The 13,648-nt window shown below is 68.5% G+C and carries 14 protein-coding genes; 5 read left to right on the forward strand and 9 right to left on the reverse strand.

Features of this window, described 5'->3' with window-relative positions; translation table 11 throughout:
* Positions 1 to 48: 48 nt before the first annotated feature.
* Complete coding sequence (locus BW981_RS12540; protein WP_076439626.1) at positions 49 to 924, forward strand: helix-turn-helix domain-containing protein; 876 nt, start codon at positions 49 to 51, stop codon at positions 922 to 924.
* A 139-nt stretch (positions 925 to 1,063) separates the two neighbouring features.
* On the opposite strand, the gene BW981_RS12545 is transcribed toward BW981_RS12540, so the two are convergent.
* From BW981_RS12545 to BW981_RS12575, 7 genes are all read right to left on the reverse strand, one after another.
* Positions 1,064 to 2,206: a lyase family protein gene (locus BW981_RS12545; RefSeq protein WP_076439628.1), complete on the reverse strand. Its 1,143-nt coding sequence runs from the start codon at positions 2,204 to 2,206 to the stop codon at positions 1,064 to 1,066.
* Positions 2,203 to 2,865, reverse strand: coding sequence for a 3-oxoacid CoA-transferase subunit B (locus tag BW981_RS12550; RefSeq protein WP_076439631.1), 663 nt, complete (start codon positions 2,863 to 2,865; stop codon positions 2,203 to 2,205). The genes BW981_RS12545 and BW981_RS12550 overlap by 4 nt, the downstream gene beginning before the upstream one ends.
* Complete coding sequence (locus BW981_RS12555) at positions 2,865 to 3,575, reverse strand: CoA transferase subunit A (protein WP_076439633.1); 711 nt, start codon at positions 3,573 to 3,575, stop codon at positions 2,865 to 2,867. The genes BW981_RS12550 and BW981_RS12555 overlap by 1 nt, the downstream gene beginning before the upstream one ends.
* A 52-nt stretch (positions 3,576 to 3,627) precedes the next feature.
* On the reverse strand, positions 3,628 to 4,836 hold the full coding sequence (pcaF, locus tag BW981_RS12560; RefSeq protein WP_076439635.1) for a 3-oxoadipyl-CoA thiolase: 1,209 nt from the start codon (positions 4,834 to 4,836) through the stop codon (positions 3,628 to 3,630).
* A 49-nt stretch (positions 4,837 to 4,885) separates the two neighbouring features.
* Positions 4,886 to 5,512: a protocatechuate 3,4-dioxygenase subunit alpha gene (gene pcaG, locus BW981_RS12565; protein WP_076439637.1), complete on the reverse strand. Its 627-nt coding sequence runs from the start codon at positions 5,510 to 5,512 to the stop codon at positions 4,886 to 4,888.
* Positions 5,512 to 6,255 carry a protocatechuate 3,4-dioxygenase subunit beta gene (pcaH, locus tag BW981_RS12570; protein WP_076439639.1) on the reverse strand — a complete coding sequence of 248 codons (744 nt, stop codon included), beginning with the start codon at positions 6,253 to 6,255 and terminating at the stop codon, positions 5,512 to 5,514. The genes pcaG and pcaH overlap by 1 nt, the downstream gene beginning before the upstream one ends.
* A gap of 153 nt (positions 6,256 to 6,408) precedes the next feature.
* A complete protein-coding gene (locus BW981_RS12575; RefSeq protein WP_076439641.1) occupies positions 6,409 to 8,292 on the reverse strand; it encodes a TRAP transporter large permease in 1,884 nt (627 codons plus the stop codon).
* Between the two features lie 213 nt (positions 8,293 to 8,505).
* On the opposite strand from BW981_RS12575, the gene BW981_RS12580 reads away from it, so the two are divergent.
* Complete coding sequence (locus BW981_RS12580; protein WP_076439903.1) at positions 8,506 to 8,982, forward strand: MmcB family DNA repair protein; 477 nt, start codon at positions 8,506 to 8,508, stop codon at positions 8,980 to 8,982.
* A 4-nt stretch (positions 8,983 to 8,986) separates the two neighbouring features.
* Here BW981_RS12580 and BW981_RS12585 read toward each other — a convergent pair whose 3' ends face one another.
* A complete protein-coding gene (locus BW981_RS12585) occupies positions 8,987 to 9,553 on the reverse strand; it encodes an ActR/PrrA/RegA family redox response regulator transcription factor (RefSeq protein WP_076439907.1) in 567 nt (188 codons plus the stop codon).
* 94 nt (positions 9,554 to 9,647) lie between these two features.
* Positions 9,648 to 10,991 (reverse strand): ActS/PrrB/RegB family redox-sensitive histidine kinase, encoded by a 1,344-nt coding sequence (locus BW981_RS12590; RefSeq protein ID WP_076439909.1) that lies wholly within the window; start codon positions 10,989 to 10,991, stop codon positions 9,648 to 9,650.
* A 191-nt stretch (positions 10,992 to 11,182) separates the two neighbouring features.
* Between BW981_RS12590 and phaZ the strand changes: the two genes are divergently transcribed.
* The 3 genes from phaZ (at position 11,183) to BW981_RS12605 (ending at position 13,619) form a co-directional block, all read left to right on the forward strand.
* Positions 11,183 to 12,484, forward strand: a complete 1,302-nt coding sequence (phaZ, locus tag BW981_RS12595) for a polyhydroxyalkanoate depolymerase (RefSeq protein ID WP_076439911.1) — start codon at positions 11,183 to 11,185, stop codon at positions 12,482 to 12,484.
* Between the two features lie 84 nt (positions 12,485 to 12,568).
* On the forward strand, positions 12,569 to 13,309 hold the full coding sequence (locus BW981_RS12600; RefSeq protein ID WP_076439643.1) for a M48 family metallopeptidase: 741 nt from the start codon (positions 12,569 to 12,571) through the stop codon (positions 13,307 to 13,309).
* A 94-nt stretch (positions 13,310 to 13,403) separates the two neighbouring features.
* A complete protein-coding gene (locus BW981_RS12605) occupies positions 13,404 to 13,619 on the forward strand; it encodes a hypothetical protein (RefSeq protein ID WP_076439645.1) in 216 nt (71 codons plus the stop codon).
* Positions 13,620 to 13,648: the final 29 nt, after the last annotated feature.

Consider the following 13,648-nt stretch of genomic DNA (forward strand, 5'->3'; position numbering starts at 1 on the left):
AATGGAGGATTCGCGCTGTCTCTTGGACAAATCGATCATGGAGTGCAGATGCCGGGCAGCGCGGTTCCCGCCTATTGGCTCTATGGTGAGCGCATCGGCGGCCGTTTTCCCGACGCGCTCCATATCGAGCCGATCGTGGCACGCAGCGCCCTGCATGGCTGGACGATCCAGCCGCATGTCCATCATCAGCTCGTGCAGATGTTCCTGGTGACGGGCGGGGGCGGCAGCACGCGCATCGATGGGCAGGATCATGCCCTGGAGCCGGGCTCGGCGCTGCTTCTGCCGCCCTCCACGATCCATGAGTTCCGCTTCATCGTCGGCACGGAGGGCTATGTCGCGAGCGTGGCGGAGCCCGCCTTGCGCCGGCTGTTCGACGCCGAGCCGGAGGGGCGCTCGCTTCTGTCCAAGCCCGCCTTGCTGCCGGCCGCACCGGGCCTGCCCGCCTTCGGGACTCTGCTGGGGCTGATGGACCTCGCCATGGCCGAGTTCACGGCCAACCGGCCGAACCGCGACTTCGCCCTCGGAGCCTATGCCGACCTGATCGTCACCTGGTTCTCGCGGGAGTTGCGCGGCGCCGGCAGGGCCGGCGAGGCGGCGCTCGATCCGCGCGCCCGTCTGGTGCGCCGCTTTGTCGAGCGCGTCGAGCAGCGCTTTCTCGCCCACGATCCGCTGACGGGCTACGCGCGCGCCCTTGGCGTCTCGGTGCCGCATCTCTCGCGCAGTTGCCGGGAACTGCTCGGCCTCTCCGCAGCCCGCGTCATTCAGGACCGCCTGATGATCGAGGCGCGGCGCGATCTCGTCTACACCGCAAGCTCGGTCGCGCAGATCTCGTTCCGGCTCGGCTTCTCCGACCCGGCCTATTTCTCGCGCTTCTTCAGCGCCCGCGCCGGATTGTCGCCGTCCGAGTACCGGGCGAAGGCTTGAGGGTCGCGGCGCGGACCCGGGACGTCATTGCGAGCGCAGCGAAGCAATCCAGGGCGACCGGGCCAACCGTTCAGCCCGGTCCCCTGGATTGCCTCGTCGCTTTGCTCCTCCCAATGACGGCATCCATTCGGTGTGATTGTCACCGATCGGCGCCACGCAGCAGAGCTGCAACCAGCGCCTCGCTCTCGCCGATATCGCTGCCGAGGCCGGCCTGTTCGAGATTGCGGGCGATCGCGGCCTCGTCGATCTCCAACCCTTCCGCCACGCCCGCCATCGCCTCGGCCGCCCCGGCCGCGACCAGGAAGAGCTCGGTCAGAGCCGGGCCCTCGGCCTGCCAGCCGCCGAGGCCGCGCTCCTGCTCGGCCGGCAGCCCGGCGAGGATACCCGCGACGAGGCCGGGCGCGCGCAAGGCCGCCGAGAGCGTGATCTGGCAGGCGGTGGGGTTGCGCTTGTGCGCCATGGCGGATGAGCCGCCGCGCCCGGGCACCGCCGGTTCGCGGGCCTCGCCGATGCCGTTCTGCGCCAGCAGCGAGACATCGCGGGCCATCTTGCCCAGGGCGCCGATCAGGATGGCGAGCGCGCTGGCGATGCCGGCGATAGCCTCCCGCCGGCCATGCCAGGGTGCGGCGTTCGGAAGGCCGAGCTCGGCGGCCAGCCGGGCGGCAACGGCCTCGGCCTTGCCGGCAAGGCCTGCGCGCGTGCCCGCTGCTCCCCCGAATTGAAGAACTGCCCCGCTCTCGACCTCGCGCGCCAGCCGCTGCCCGGCGGCGGCGATGCCGGCCTGCCATTGAGCGATCCGGAGGCCGAAGCCGATCGGCAGCGCGTCCTGAAGCAGAGTGCGCCCGATGGCGGGCGTTGCCGCATGGCGCCGCGCCAGCAGCGCCAGCCCCTCGACGGTGCGGCCAAGATCGGCCTGCAACAGCGAAACGGCGGCCCGGATCTGGCGGGCCAGCACCGTATCGGCGAGATCCTGGCTGGTCGCGCCCTTGTGCAGCGCCTTCGCGGCGGCCTCGGGTAGCGTCTTGCGCAGCCGCGCCACCAGCGGGATCGCCAGCGTGCCGGCCAGCGCCGCCTCCGCGGCGAGTTCGGCGGGCTCGATCCTGATGGTCCCGCACAGGGCCGCGATCATCTCCGCAGCGTCGATGCCGATCAGACCTTCCGCCGCCTCCGCCCGCGCCAGCGCCGCCTCGAAGGCCAGCGCATGGCGCAGCGTCGCGTCGTCGTCGAAGACGGCCAGCATCGCATCGGTCGATGCCGGCCGGCTTCTCAGCCAATGGCTCACGCGGCCTTCGCCAGCGCCGGCGCGACGGTGAAGGCGGCCTGCGTCTTGGCCTTGACCTCCTCGAGGGTGACGCCCGGCGCCAGCTCGATCAGGGTCAGGCCGCCGCCATTCGCCTTGTCGCAGGTCATGACGCACAGATCGGTGACGATCATGTCGACCACGCCCGCGCCGGTCAGCGGCAGCGAGCAGCGCTCGAGCACCTTGGATTCGCCGGCCTTGTTGGCGTGGTCCATCACGACGATGACCTTCTTGACGCCGGCGACGAGGTCCATCGCGCCGCCCATGCCCTTCACCATCTTGCCGGGAATGGTCCAGTTGGCGATGTCGCCATTGGCGGCCACTTCCATGGCGCCGAGGATGGTGAGGTCGATATGCCCGCCGCGGATCATCGCGAAGCTGTCGGCCGAGGAGAAGACGCTTGAGCTCGGCAGCATCGTGATCGTCTGCTTGCCGGCATTGATCAGGTCCGGGTCCGCCTCGCCCTCATAGGGAAAGGGGCCGATGCCGAGCAGGCCGTTCTCCGATTGCAGCGTCACGTCGACGCCTTCGGGAATGTAGTTCGCCACCAGCGTCGGGATGCCGATGCCGAGATTGACGTAGAAGCCGTCCTTCAGCTCCTTGGCCGCGCGCGCGGCGACCTCCTCGCGGGTCCAGGCCATCAGGCTGCCTCCCTCTTGCGCTCGGTCAGCTTCTCGATGCGCTTCTCGTTGATCGTGCTCTTGATGACGCGGTCGACATAGATGCCGGGCGTGTGGATCGTGTCCGGATCGAACGAGCCGACGGGCACGATCTCCTCGACCTCGGCCACCGTGACCTTGCCGGCCGTCGCCATGTTCGGGTTGAAGTTGCGCGCCGTGCGCCGGTAGATCAGGTTGCCGGCGGTATCGGCCTTCCAGGCCTTGACGATGGCGAGATCGGCGCGGAGCCAGGTCTCGCGGACATAGAGCTGGCCTTCGAACTCCTCGACCGGCTTGCCCTCGGCGACGACGGTGCCGACGCCCGTCTTGGTGTAGAAGGCCGGGATGCCGGCGCCGCCCGCGCGGATGCGCTCGGCCAGCGTGCCCTGGGGATTGAGCTCCAGCTCCAGCTCTCCGGCGAGATATTGCTGCTCGAACAATTTGTTCTCGCCGACATAGGACGCGATCATCTTCTTGATCTGCCGGGTCTGCAGCAGCATCCACAGGCCGAAGCCGTCGGCGCCGGCATTGTTCGAGATCACGGTGATGCCCTTGATGCCGGAATCGCGGATTTCCGGAATCAGGCTCTCCGGATTGCCCGAGAGGCCGAAGCCGCCGGACATGATCGTCATGCCGTCGAAGAGCAGCCCGTCCAGAGCCGCTTTCGGCCCGTCATAGATCTTGTTGGTCATCCATCCCTCGTCAGTGTCGTGGACTGCCTTAATGGCAGTCTAGCCCGTTGTCTCAGACGCGTTCCAGTGCGATCGCGATGCCCTGGCCCACGCCGATGCACATGGTGGCGAGCGCGCGCTTCTTGCCCGTGAGGGAGAGCTCCAGCGCCGCCGTGCCGGCGATGCGGGCGCCCGACATGCCGAGCGGGTGGCCGAGCGCGATGGCGCCGCCATTCGGGTTCACGAATTCGGCGTCCTCGGCGATGCCGAGCTCGCGCAGCACCGCAATGCCCTGGCTGGCGAAGGCCTCGTTCAGCTCGACGATGTCGAAATCGGCCGGCGTCAGGCCGAGTCGCGCGCAGAGCCTGCGCGTCGCCGGCACGGGGCCGAGCCCCATGACCCGCGGCGCCACGCCGCCGGTCGCGCCGCCAAGCACGCGCGCCAGCGGTGTCAGCCCGTATTTCGCGACGGCCTTCTCGGAGGCGACGATCAGCGCCGCCGCGCCGTCATTGACGCCGGACGCATTGCCGGCGGTGACGGTGCCGCCTTCCTTCCTGAAGGGCGTCGGCAGCTTGGCGAGCTTCTCGACCGTGGTGTCGCCGCGCGGATGCTCGTCGCTCTCGACGAGAATCGGATCGCCCTTCCGCTGCGGGATCTCGACCGGCACGATCTCCCTGGCGAGGCGGCCATTGCCCTGAGCCGCGACGGCCTTCTGCTGCGAACGCACCGCGAAGGCGTCCTGGTCCTGCCGGCTGATATTGCAGTCGGCGGCGACATTCTCGCCGGTCTCCGGCATCGAATCGACGCCGTACTGCTTCTTCATCAGCGGGTTGACGAAGCGCCAGCCGATGGTGGTGTCGTGGATCTCGGCATGGCGCGAAAAGGCGCTCTCGGCCTTGGGCAGCACGAAGGGCGCCCGGCTCATGCTCTCGACGCCGCCGGCGATCATCAGCTCGGCTTCACCCGCCTTGATCGCGCGTGCCGCGGCGATCACCGCGTCCATGCCGGACCCGCAGAGCCGGTTCATCGTCGTGCCGGGCACCTCCTTGGGCAGGCCGGCCAGCAGCAGCGACATGCGCGCGACGTTGCGGTTGTCCTCGCCCGCCTGGTTGGCGCAGCCGAAGATCACGTCGTCGACCGCTCCGAAATCGACGCTTCCATGGCGCTCCATCAGCGCCTTCAGCGGCACGGCACCGAGATCGTCGGTCCGCACCGAGGAGAGCGATCCGCCGAAACGGCCGATCGGGGTGCGCAGATAGGCGCAGATATAGGCTTCGCTCATGGAGTGCTCTGCTGGTTGCTGTGTCGGAAGGAGGCGGCTCGTGGCAGCCTCAGATGTCGAAGAACACCGTCTCGTTCTCGCCCTGCAGGCGGATGTCGAAGGTGTAGACGGATTGCCCGTTCTCCTCGCTGCGCTCGGCGATCAGCGTCGGCACGCGCACGCGATGCTCGATGCGCGCGAGCACGGGGTCGGCCGCATTGGCCTCGTCCTCGTCGCCGAAATAGAGCCGCGTGTGCAGGCCGATATTGATGCCGCGCGCCACGATCCAGAACGTGATGTGCGGAGCCATCGGCCGCCCGTCGAAATAGGGCGCGCTGCCGGGCTTGATCGTCTCGAAGCGATAGACTCCGGTGGCACCGTCGACGGGCTGGCGGAACCAGCCCGGGAAATGCGGATCGGCCTCGCCGCGCTTTTCGCCCTGCCCGGGATAGAGCCCCTCGGCGTCGGCCTGCCAGATCTCGATCAGAGCGTCCTTCACCGGCGTGCCGCTGCCGTCGAAGACGCGGCCGGTCACGACGATGCGTTCGCCCTTGACCGCGGCGTCAAGCGGCTGCGAGCCGAGATCATGCGGGAAGACGCCGGCGATGTCGGCGAAATTCGGCGTCGCGCCGATATGAACATAGGGACCCGCCGTCTGGGACGGGCTTTCCTTGAGGCGGCGCAGGGGCTGGACCATCAATTGCCCTCCATCCGGTTCTCGAACAGGGTCGAGCGCCGGCCACGCAGCACGATATCGAACTTGTAGGCCATGGTGTCCATCGGCAGCGTGTTCTCGCGGTCGAGCGCCGCGACCAGCTGTTCCACCGCCTCGCGGCTGGGGATGCCCATCACGATCGGGCACTGCCAGATCATCGGGTCGCCCTCGAAATACATCTGCGTGATCAGCCTTTGCGCGAAGGCGTGGCCGAAGACCGAGAAATGGATATGGGCCGGGCGCCAGTCGTTGACGCCGTTCGGCCAGGGATAGGGGCCGGGCTTGATCGTCCGGAACCAGTAGCGGCCCTCGTCATCGGTGATGGTGCGCCCGCAGCCGCCGAAATTCGGATCGATCGCGGCGAGGTAACTTTCCTTCTTGTGGCGGTAGCGCCCGCCGGCATTCGCCTGCCAGAACTCCAGGAGAGCCCCGCGCACCGGCCGCGCATCCTCGTCCAGCACCCGGCCATGGACGATGATGCGCGGGCCGATCGGGTCGCCCGTCTGCGCGTGGTTGCGGATCAGGTCGTTGTCGAGCGGCCCGAGCATGTCGTGGCCGAAGACCGGCCCCGTCATTTCCGAGACGGTGTTGCCGAGCGAGAGCAGCGCGTATTTCGGCGAGCGCAGCACCGAGGTCTTGTAGTCCGGCGTGAAGGCCGGCGGATGCCAGCTGCGGTCGCGCTGGTAGAACGAGCCGCCCTGCTGGCTCGTGGGATCATTGCGCATCGCGGCGCCTCCTCGGTCTCGCGCGGGTCCCGTGGCGCTTTGAGGCGTTTCACCGCCCGCGCTCTGCCCGGTTCGTCAGGAGGCGAAGACATCACAATCGGACGTGTTTCGCCAGAGCGCACGATGCCTCGCCTGCACCATGTCCGCGAGGTCTCAGCGCAGGAAGCCGGTCGAGATCCAGGGGAAGGCGGCGACGACGAGGAGGCCGACCACCAGCGCTGCCATATAGCCCCAGATATGCTTCATGCCCTCGTCGGGATTGACCTTGGAGATGGCGCAGGCGCCGTAATAGCCGACGCCGAAGGGTGGGGCGAAGAGGCCGATGCCCATCGCGAAGATCACCACCATCGCGTAGTGCACCTCATGGATGCCCACAGTGCGCGCGATCGGGAAGACCAGCGGCCCGAACAGCACCATCGCCGGGATGCCTTCCAGCACCGAGCCCAGCACGATGAAGGCGGCGATCGAGATGCCGAGGAAGCCCCAATGGCCGCCCGGCACCGCCGCCATCGCCTGCGCCAGGTCGCGCGAGAAGCCGGACTGGGTCAGCCCCCAGGCCATGGCGGTCGCCGTGCCGATGATGAAGATGATCGCGCCGGTGAGCGAGGCGGTCTCGATCAGCATGCGCGGCAGCCGGCGCCAGTCGAACTGGCGATAGAGCAGCAGGCCGGCGAGAACGGCATAGGCGATGCCGATGGTCGAGACCTCGGTCGCGGTTGCGACGCCTTCGACCACCGCGGCGCGGATGACGAAGGGCAAGGCGATGGCCGGGAGCGCGATCAGGGCGAGCCGGGCAATGACCCCCTTCTTTTCGCGCACCACATGGCTGAGGTCCTCGTCGCGGTAGCGCCGCCAGACGACGAAGCAGAGCGCGACGCCGAGCACCAGCGCCGGCAGCATGCCGCCGGTAAACAGCGCCGCGATCGAGACGCCGGTGACCGAGCCGATGGTAATCAATACGATCGAGGGCGGGATCGTCTCGGTCTGCGCCCCGGTGGCCGAGAGCAGCGCGACGAGATCGCCGGGCTTGGCGCCGCGCTTCTGCATCTCGGGGAAGAGCACGGGGGCGATGGCGGCCATGTCGGCGATCTTCGAGCCGGAAATCCCGGAGACCAGGTACATCGCGCCGATCAGCACATAGGAGAGCCCGCCGCGGACATGGCCGAGCAGCGAGGCGAGGAACTGGATCATCGCCCGCGCCATGCCGGTCATCTCGATCAGCGCGCCGAGGAAGATGAACAGCGGCACGGCGAGCAGGATGAGATGGCTCATGCCCTCGTCGAGCCGGCCGACCATCACCAGCATCGGCGTGGAGGTGGTGCAGGCAAGATAGCCGAAGGTGGCGAGCGCGAAGGAAAACGCGATCGGCACGCCGGAGAAGACGTTGAGCGCCACCACCCCGACGAAGAAGACGATCAGGTTGAGCTTGCCCAGCGGCTTCAGCGCCGGCCCCGCCAGCCAGAACAGACCCACCAGCAGAGCCGTGATCGCCACTGCCGCCAGGACGGGCTTCCAGTCGCGGAAGCGCGCCAGCCGGAACCCCGCCGCCGCCAGCATCAGCGCGATGCCGACCGGCAGCGCGGCGGCACGCCAGGCATTGGAGATGCCGAGCGCGGGGGTGACGATGAAGTTCTCCTCTTCCGCATAGTCGATCGCATGCGGGATGATCATCAGCAGGAAGGCGATCGAGGCCGTCAGCGCCAGCGCCTCGAGCAGCGGGCGCAGATGCGCCGGCACCCGCGTCACCAGCCCTGTCATGCGCATGTGTTCGCCGCGATGCAGCGCCAGCACCGCGCCGAGCATCGAGAGCCACAGGAACAGGATCGAGGCGAGTTCGTCCGACCAGATCAGCGGGGCATGGAAGACATAGCGTGCCATCACGCCTGCGCCGAGGATCACGATCTCCGTCAGCACCAGCGTCGCCGCGACGACTTCGACAAGCCGCGCCAGAACGCGCTCGATCGTCGCCGAGAGCCGGCCCGTCGCCGTCGTAGGCAGGACGGGCGGCGCGGCCAGGCTCGCTCCGTGCAGTTCCATGAGTCGTTTCCCGCGATTGTTTTGCGGCCTTATAGGCCTGCGCGCTGGGGACAAGCCAGTCCGGGAACGAGCGGTCGCCGATGCGTGCGGCGCCCTCCACAGCTTGCTGACGCCGGCTGGCAGCGCCTGCGCCTATCGCTCGTCCTACACCAAGCGCGCTGCCGGCCATGTGCGGGGTTGCGCTCCGAGGCCCAAAAGCAGATTCATCGTCCGATGCCAGCCCTTGCCGTCCTCAATCCCGCGCCGGCGCGGCCCGAGATCACACGCTCCGTCTGCCGCGGCGCGAGCCGGCACCTGCGCGAACGCGGCTATGCCGTCGTCAAGGAGATGACCTTCGCCAACGGCCGTCGCGGCGACATCGTCGCGCTGCTGCCGAGCGGCGAATTGTGGGTTGTCGAGGTGAAGTCCGGCGTGCTCGACTACCGGGTCGACGGCAAATGGCCGGACTACCGGGACTATTGCGACGGCTTCCTCTTCGCCGTCGCCCCGGATTTTCCGCAGGAGATCCTGCCCGACGATGTCGGGCTGATCGTCGCCGACGGCTATGGCGGCGCGCTCCTGCGGGAGCCGCCCCGGCATCCGCTCGCCCCGGCCCGCCGCAAGATGCTGACCATCGCCTTCGCCCGGCTGGCGGCCGGGCGGCTGGCGCAGATCGAGGATCCGGACGGGCTGGACGGGTTGGCCAGGTGAGGGTCTAGCGCGGGGCGCGCTTCGCCAGGATGCGCTGCAGCGTGCGCCGGTGCATCCCGAGGCGCCGGGCCGTCTCCGAGACGTTGCGGCTGCAGAGTTCATAGACGCGCTGGATATGCTCCCAGCGCACCCGGTCGGCCGACATCGGGTTTTCCGGCGGCTGCGGGCGCGCGTCGCGCAGGGCGGCGAGGGCGGCATGGATTTCGTCGGCATCGGCGGGCTTGGCCAGGAAATCGAAGGCGCCGAGTTTCACCGCGCTGACGGCGGTGGCGATGTTGCCGTAGCCGGTCAGGACGATCCCGCGCGCATCCGGCCGCTTTTCCTTCAGCCTGGCGATGACGTCGAGCCCGTTGCCGTCGCCCAGGCGCAGGTCGATCACCGCGAAGGCGGGCGGCGCCTCTTCCACCGCCGCAAGCCCGGCCGCGACGGTGTCGGCCATGCGGACGGTATAGCCGCGCCCTTCCATGGCGCGGGCGAGGCGGGTCAGGAACGGCTTGTCGTCATCGACCAGCAGGAGGGACATGTCCGCCGCGGGATCGGTGGTCGCGCTCTGGCTCGTTTCCGACTGCATCATGATCTCCTGCCGCTTGTCCAAACGCGCTGCGGCTGCGCGGGTTCTCCGGATGATCGCCGTTGATACGCATCTGGCACGCCAACGGACCTCATCATCTAGGCTCGGCGGCGGCGTTTGGGTACCCCGAGGGGAAAGAGGCGCCGGCTTCGAAGATCTCCCGCGGCCAGGCGATGCGGATCGAGGCCCCGGTTTCGGGCGCCGGCCGGTTGGAGAATTCGAGCGCGGCTCCCCCCCGTTCCAGCAGCGTCTTGGCGATGAACAGGCCGAGCCCGAGCCCGCCGCCCGCCCGGCTCTCGCCCGAGCTGCGTGAAAGATAGGGCTCGCCGGCCCGCATCAGCACGTCCGGCGGAAAGCCCGGCCCGTCATCGGCGATGGTGAGCAGGACATGGCTCGCGGTCCAGTCCGCCTTGATCGACACGGTCGTCCTGGCGAAATCGACGGCGTTGTCGACGATGTTGCCGAGGCCGTAGATCATGCCGGGATTGCGGCGGCAGACCGGCTCGGGCTTCTCGCCCGTCAGGCTGATCTCGAAGGGCACGCCGAAGGGCCGCTGCGGCCCGGCCGCTTCCTCGATCAGCAGGCGCAGTGTTAGCTGGTCGAGCGGGCCGGCATCCTCGTCCTGCAGGCTTGACAGCTTGGCGAGGATGCCGCGGCAGCGCTCCACCTGCTCGCGCAGCAGCGCGATGTCCTCCGCCATTTCGCCCTCGGGCGGGGCGAGCCGGGTCAGCTCGCGTGCCACCAGTGCGATCGTGCCGAGCGGCGTGCCGAGCTCGTGGGCGGCGGCCGCGGCGAGCCCGTCGAGCTGGGAGAGATGCTGTTCGCGCGCCAGGACCAGCTCGGTCGCCGCGAGCGCATCGGAGAGGTCTCGCGCCTCCTTGGCGACGCGCCAGGCGTAGATGCCGGTGAAGGCGAGGCCGAGCACCAGCGCGGTCCAGTTGCCGAACTGGTAGGCCGGCGGCAGCACCGGCCGGTCGGCACCGGTCCAGGGCAGTGGCATGTGGAACAGGCTGAGCGCCGTCGCCAGCACGGCGGCGAGCCCGCCGAGCGCGAGCGTGCGCGCGGGCGGCAGGGCGGTCGCCGAGATCAGCACCGGCGCCAGGAACAGGATGGCGAAGGGATTCTGCAGGCCGCCGGTCATGTAGAGCAGCGCGGCGAGCTGCACGATGTCGAAGGCGAGCAGGGCCGTCGCCGGCGCGTCCTTCAGCCGGTGGCTGAGCGGGAAGCGGATGCGCAGCGCGATGTTGAGCCAGGCGGAGATCGCGATGACGGCGAAGCACCAGCCGAAGGGCAGGGTGAAGCCGAGGCCGAAATGCACGCCCGCGACCGCGGCGCTCTGGCCGGCCACCGCGAGCCAGCGCAGCCTGACCAGCGTATCGAGGCGCAGATGCCGATTCTGGCGCAGCAGCACCGATTCCGCCAGGTCCTGCGCCGTCATCGCCGCCGGTCCGGGCACTGTCGGGGCGGCACGGGCGCGGGAGCCTTCCTTGCATCGGTCATCAGCATGGCAGGAGAATCTTAGCCTTTAGCCGGGTTGAATGAGAACAAATTCGACGTAGAGTGGTTTGTTGCGTTGCGGCATCCTCTGCTGCGACGCCGGAAAGATGATCGAGCATGAACGGGGCCACCATGTCCTTCGCCTACCATGCCTACGAAGCCGTGCACATGATGGTGAGCCCGATGCGGGGCGTCTCCGACGCCATGCAGCTCGCTTTCAAGAACCCGGCCAATCCGCTGACCTACACGCCTCTCGGCCGCACCGTCGCCGCCTCCTGCGAGCTCTTCGAGCGCATGACGCGCCGCTACGGCAAGCCGGCCTTCGGCCTGGGCGAAACGACCATCGATGGCGTGAAGGTCCCGGTCGAGGAGCGGGTGGTCTGGGAACGACCCTTCTGCAAGCTCGTCTATTTCGACCGCAAGATCACCGGTCGCCGCAAGCCGCAGCCCAAGATCCTGCTCGTCGCGCCGATGTCGGGCCATTACGCCACGCTGCTGCGCGGCACCGTCGAGGCCTTCCTGCCCGGACATGAAGTCTACATCACCGACTGGGTCGACGCCCGTCTGGTGCCGCTCAGCGCGGGCCCCTTTGATCTCGACGATTATGTCGACTACGTCATCGACATGCTGCACACGCTCGGCCCCGACACCCATGTCATGGCCGTCTGCCAGCCCTCGGTGCCGGTTCTGGCGGCCATCGCCCGCATGGAGGCCGAGGACGACGACGCCGCGCCGCGCTCGATGACCCTGATGGGCGGGCCGATCGACACCCGCCGCTCCCCGACCGCGGTGAACGAGCTCGCCATGGAACGCGGTATCGACTGGTTCCGCCGCAACTGCATCACCACCGTGCCCTTGCCCAATATGGGCGCGTTCCGGCAGGTCTATCCCGGCTTCATGCAGCTCTCGGGCTTCATGGCGATGAACATCGACCGGCACCTGACCGCTCATTACGACATGTTCAAGCATCTGGTCACCGGCGATGGCGACTCCGCCGAGAAGCACCGCGATTTCTACGACGAGTATCTCGCCGTCATGGACCTGACCGCCGAGTTCTACCTGCAGACGGTCGACACGGTCTTCGTCAAGCATGCCCTGCCCAAGGGCGAGATGATGCATCGCGACAAGCCGGTCGATCTCACCGCCATCCGCCGCGTGGCCCTGATGACGGTCGAGGGTGAGAACGACGACATCTCGGGCGTCGGCCAGACCAAGGCGGCGCATGACCTCTGCGTCAACATCCCCGACGACAAGCGGGTGCATTACCTCCAGCCCAAGGTCGGCCATTACGGCGTCTTCAACGGCTCGCGTTTCCGCTCGGAAATCCAGCCGCGCATCTCCGACTTCATGGTCAGCCTCGACATGGAGGCCGCCAAGGGGCGCCGCAACGACAGCGCCGCCGAGCAGCGCAAGGGTCTCAAGGTCGTTGCCTGAGGCTGAAGCCGAGCTCCGCCGCTGACGGCGGCGGGCCGAGGAAGCCATTGCCGCGGCGTTGCCGAATCCGCATATTGACGCCGCATGCGCATCTCCCTGTTCAAGCGCCAGCCGGACCCGGACCGCATCGAGGTGGCCCATGCCGGCCAGCTCTATCCGGTCTCGGTGAAGCGCCGCGCCAATGCGCGGCGCATGACCCTGCGCGTCTCGCAGGCGACCGGCGAGATCACGCTCACCTTGCCCGAGCGGGTCGATTTCGCCTCCGGCCGGAGCTTCGCCGAGAACCATGGCGGCTGGATCGCGGCGCGCCTCGCCAAGCGCCCCGCGGCGATCCCTTTCGAGCCCGGCCAGAGCGTGCCGCTGCGCGGCGTGCCCCACCGCATCGTCCACTGGTCGAAGGCCCGCGGGTTGACGCAGGCCACGCAGGACAAGGACGGCGCGCCGATCATCGCGGTGGCGGGCGAGCCGGCCCATGTCCCCCGCCGGATCAAGGACTTCCTGCGGCGCCTCGCATTGGAGGATCTGGAACAGGCGGTGCGCCACCACACGGCGCAGCTCGGGATCCCCGCGCGCAAGATCACGATACGCGACACCATCAGCCGCTGGGGCTCCTGCTCCTCGCAGGGCCATCTCAACTTCTCCTGGCGGCTGATCCTCGCCCCGCCGCTGGTGCTGGACTATCTGGCCGCCCACGAGGTCGCCCATCTCAAGGAGATGAACCACTCCCACCGCTTCTGGGCGCTGACGCACAAGCTCTGCCCCCGCACCGAGGAGGCCGAGGCCTGGCTGAAGCGCCACGGGGCCAGCCTCCACGGCTATGGTTGAGGCCCGAACCGACCACGGCCGCCGCGTTAACCACTTTCTGAAGGCTGCGCCCGCACAGTGAAGGCCGATTCGCTTCCCGTGTGTGAGTAAGCCTATGGGTCAGGTCATCGCTTTCCGCCGCCCGCAAGCCCCGGCCCGCCCCGATCAGCCGGTCCTCGGCCTGATGTCGGCCGTCGATTTCGCTCTGCGGGATCTGGCGGAAATCATGCCTCATATCGCACTCGACGCGGCCCGCGAGCAGGCCGAGGCCTGCCGCGCCATGCTGGCCGACGCGTTCAACGCCGAGATCGAGGCCGAACTCGGCCACTGAGGACGCTCCTGCCGCGCCCTGCATGGCTG

The organism is Allobosea sp. TND4EK4 (genome assembly GCF_900156025.1).
GTDB lineage: Bacteria > Pseudomonadota > Alphaproteobacteria > Rhizobiales > Beijerinckiaceae > Allobosea.

Excerpts from the sequence above, each read along its gene's own strand:
- BW981_RS12540 (WP_076439626.1), top strand. The coding sequence starts at position 49 with ATGCCGGGCAGCGCGGTTCCCGCCTATTGGCTCTATGGTGAGCGCATC.
- BW981_RS12550 (WP_076439631.1), bottom strand. The coding sequence starts at position 2,865 with ATGGCCTGGACCCGCGAGGAGGTCGCCGCGCGCGCGGCCAAGGAGCTG.
- BW981_RS12555 (WP_076439633.1), bottom strand. The coding sequence starts at position 3,575 with ATGACCAACAAGATCTATGACGGGCCGAAAGCGGCTCTGGACGGGCTG.
- pcaF (WP_076439635.1), bottom strand. The coding sequence starts at position 4,836 with ATGAGCGAAGCCTATATCTGCGCCTATCTGCGCACCCCGATCGGCCGT.
- pcaG (WP_076439637.1), bottom strand. The coding sequence starts at position 5,512 with ATGGTCCAGCCCCTGCGCCGCCTCAAGGAAAGCCCGTCCCAGACGGCG.
- pcaH (WP_076439639.1), bottom strand. The coding sequence starts at position 6,255 with ATGCGCAATGATCCCACGAGCCAGCAGGGCGGCTCGTTCTACCAGCGC.
- BW981_RS12575 (WP_076439641.1), bottom strand. The coding sequence starts at position 8,292 with ATGGAACTGCACGGAGCGAGCCTGGCCGCGCCGCCCGTCCTGCCTACG.
- BW981_RS12580 (WP_076439903.1), top strand. The coding sequence starts at position 8,506 with ATGCCAGCCCTTGCCGTCCTCAATCCCGCGCCGGCGCGGCCCGAGATC.
- BW981_RS12585 (WP_076439907.1), bottom strand. The coding sequence starts at position 9,553 with ATGCAGTCGGAAACGAGCCAGAGCGCGACCACCGATCCCGCGGCGGAC.
- BW981_RS12590 (WP_076439909.1), bottom strand. The coding sequence starts at position 10,991 with ATGACGGCGCAGGACCTGGCGGAATCGGTGCTGCTGCGCCAGAATCGG.
- phaZ (WP_076439911.1), top strand. The coding sequence starts at position 11,183 with ATGTCCTTCGCCTACCATGCCTACGAAGCCGTGCACATGATGGTGAGC.
- BW981_RS12600 (WP_076439643.1), top strand. The coding sequence starts at position 12,569 with ATGCGCATCTCCCTGTTCAAGCGCCAGCCGGACCCGGACCGCATCGAG.
- BW981_RS12605 (WP_076439645.1), top strand. The coding sequence starts at position 13,404 with ATGGGTCAGGTCATCGCTTTCCGCCGCCCGCAAGCCCCGGCCCGCCCC.